This window comes from Iodobacter sp. BJB302, assembly GCF_002735645.1.
GTDB lineage: Bacteria > Pseudomonadota > Gammaproteobacteria > Burkholderiales > Chitinibacteraceae > Iodobacter.
On the sequence record NZ_PDZG01000149.1, the window covers coordinates 1 to 2741 of the forward strand.

Consider the following 2741-nt stretch of genomic DNA (forward strand, 5'->3'; position numbering starts at 1 on the left):
GACGCGAAACTGGAGCTGGTAAGATGAAGTGCAATTGAACCCGGACCGGGTCATTGAGCCTAAAACAAGCGAGGAATTACAGGTCGCTTAAATCGTAAAAACATCTCAACTACTTTGACAATTACCGGCGGCAGGAAAGACGAGTGCGGATGACCCGATGGCGGTGGCTTGCGCTGTGCTTACTGTTGAACAGAGAGGGATTGATTCTTTTTTGGGAGCCACGTTGACTTTTGCATCTGCCGCTGACCGTCCGCACTACCGTCACGTTGCCGAGCAGGGCTTGGCTGAGCTGGCTGCATTGCTTCGAAGAGATTGTGTGCTGTGATGGATTTTCACTGCCACCTGGACCTCTATCCAGACGCGAAGCAAATCTACACTGAAGCTCTGAAGCGAACAGAGTTTGTATGGCTAGTGACGACGAGTCCAAGGGCGTACGCTGCAACCTCTAGAGTTCTGCCAGCCAGCCAGAAGATTTTCATTTCTCCAGGTCTCCACCCAGAAGTGGCAGATAAAAAGTATGGCGAACTTGAGATGTTGCTATCCCAGATGGAGGCTTGCACTGGGGTCGGTGAAATTGGTTTAGATGGCTCCGCACGGTTTAGCCAGCACTTTAAGTTTCAAATACACATATTTAAATCAGTTGTAGAAAACTCTGCTCGATTGGGAGGGCGAGTTCTCAGTATTCATTCGCGGGCTGCTGCTGGCAAAGTTTTAGACATCCTTGATGCGAACCCTGGTTTCGGCACTGCGGTGCTTCATTGGTTTACCGATTCGCCTTCGTTGCTTAGACGCGCAGCCGAAACAGGATGTTGGTTCAGCGTAGGGCCTGGAATGATGGAATCGGCTAATGGACGAAAACTGGCAGCATTAATGCCGCGTGACCGGGTGGTTTCGGAGAGCGATGGACCATTTGCTAAGATCCGAGGTATCAATGTGATGCCGTGGGAAGCTTTATCGGTGGCTTCAAGACTTGCTGAAACTTGGTGCATATCAAAAGAAGAAACATCACTAGTGCTGAATTCAAATGGACTACGTTTGATTACGCTTTTGACCGATCAGTATTCATGTGAAAAATAAATAACTAATATTTTTCTATTAGCCTATTAAATCTTAAATTATAAAAGGTGATGATTTTGAGTCGAGGATTTTTTAAATCAATAAAAAACAATAATATCTACAAAGAGTCAGATAAAGAATGGGCTGTAGAACTCCAAACTTATCATAAATATTGGTACGATTTAGTTGTAAATCCAAAAGAGGTGGCTGAGTATTTTGACACAAGAAAACTAATAGTTGATTATCTAAAAAAAGTTAAAAATGCTGTTGAGGAGAACTTAGAAAAGCGTTTTGTATATTTTATCTGCTCCAGAATTAAAGTTAGGTTTAATGCAAAAAAAAGACCACGTTACAATCCAATTACACGAAAAACAAAAATTCATATATTAATTGGAAAGGAGGAACGACCTGAGACTATATGGTGCAAGTTTTTTAATGTCACTTTAAACAAATATAGCAATCCAAAACTTTACCTAACTGATAAATACATCACTCTAACCGACGAAAGTGGTAACCGTACCACATCCTCAATTCATGATTTTTTAGATGAGTCTAATATCAATTTAGGAATTAGTAGTAATGTTGAGTATGTCGGCTATACCGAAAATCCACACACAAGACCAACAAATGGCGCACATACAGGCTTAAGTGACATTTTCTGCAAGGTATCAAATGAAAATAACGACATATTAATATATTTCAATTTATTTAAAGTAACAACCAAAACGGTCAACAATGAATCAATGCTAGACTTTATCGTACCAAACGCAATGACCGACGAGATCGGGGTTGAACTGGAAGGCAATAAGTAGTCCCACATAAGTTATCACGCATTTTTAAAGTAAAAAAGATGTGATTTTAGTAGGGTGTGCAAGTGCATTTCTTGCTCGCCGGCCCTTGGTGCGTAACGCCTACGGAGTTTCCACCTTACGAAAAACACATGTTTGAAAAGCATGGGGTAATTTATGCCTAGGCACTTATAATAGAGAAAAGTTTTATCTTCTATTTTGATGCTATTAACCAAAATAGAAACAAAGATAGCGAGCTTTCAGAACTTAAAAACAATTTAATCAAAATCGCCAACAACAACAAAATCAAGTCAATTTGATTTTATTATGAATTTAAAAACCCAAACGATTATGGATGTTTTTCCTCTTCAAAAGTTAAGTCTAGTCATTCTCATCGATTTGAGGTTAACGTTAAAAATGGAAGAGTTGAAATTATCCGGGAAACAGAATAATTAGCTCATAAAAATCATTACTCATGTAATGCTTTCGGCACATATCAGTTAAAGCCAAATCGGCTTCAACCTGCTTTAAAATCGCCATAATCTGGCGATCGGAATAACGTACAGCTTTCATGTAAAGTTCCTCAAAGGCTGCGAAAAAATTCTACTTAAAAATGAGCTGGTTTTGTGGGGGGATTACCCCTGTATTTTATGAATGATCCAGCAGTCCATAGCCAGTTATCTTGGGCCATGCCCTGCCCCTCCAATATTGATCGCGGTGGCAGACGTTGCGGAAGCAGGAGCTCATACAGCCGCGCTGGTGGTTAGAAAGTAAGCGCCTAGCCCTCCCATCTAAACGCCCTTTCCTTTTTTCGTCATGCTGAGGTTTTTATCAAGCAGGAGGATTTATGGGGGATTTGCAGACGCGGCGCGGGGAGTGGCTACTGCGCGTGGCTCA

At 41.3% G+C, this 2741-nt stretch carries 3 protein-coding genes; 2 read left to right on the forward strand and 1 reads right to left on the reverse strand.

All coding sequences use genetic code 11. The features are described 5' to 3' along the window. Nucleotides 1-324 precede the first annotated feature (324 nt). Together qatD and CSQ88_RS22185 are read left to right on the forward strand one after the other, a co-directional pair. Entirely contained in the window at nucleotides 325-1077 is a 753-nt protein-coding gene (qatD, locus tag CSQ88_RS22180) for a Qat anti-phage system TatD family nuclease QatD (protein WP_099400230.1), read from the forward strand. A 56-nt stretch (nucleotides 1078-1133) separates the two neighbouring features. Beyond that, nucleotides 1134-1868 (forward strand): hypothetical protein, encoded by a 735-nt coding sequence (locus CSQ88_RS22185; RefSeq protein WP_143449575.1) that lies wholly within the window; start codon nucleotides 1134-1136, stop codon nucleotides 1866-1868. Nucleotides 1869-2276: 408 nt separating this feature from the next. Here the strand turns inward: CSQ88_RS22185 and CSQ88_RS23100 are convergent, their stop codons facing one another. After that, nucleotides 2277-2417, reverse strand: a complete 141-nt coding sequence (locus tag CSQ88_RS23100) for a hypothetical protein (RefSeq protein WP_180273779.1) — start codon at nucleotides 2415-2417, stop codon at nucleotides 2277-2279. Nucleotides 2418-2741: the final 324 nt, after the last annotated feature.

Excerpts from the sequence above, each read along its gene's own strand:
- qatD (WP_099400230.1), top strand. The coding sequence starts at position 325 with ATGGATTTTCACTGCCACCTGGACCTCTATCCAGACGCGAAGCAAATC.
- CSQ88_RS23100 (WP_180273779.1), bottom strand. The coding sequence starts at position 2,417 with ATGAAAGCTGTACGTTATTCCGATCGCCAGATTATGGCGATTTTAAAG.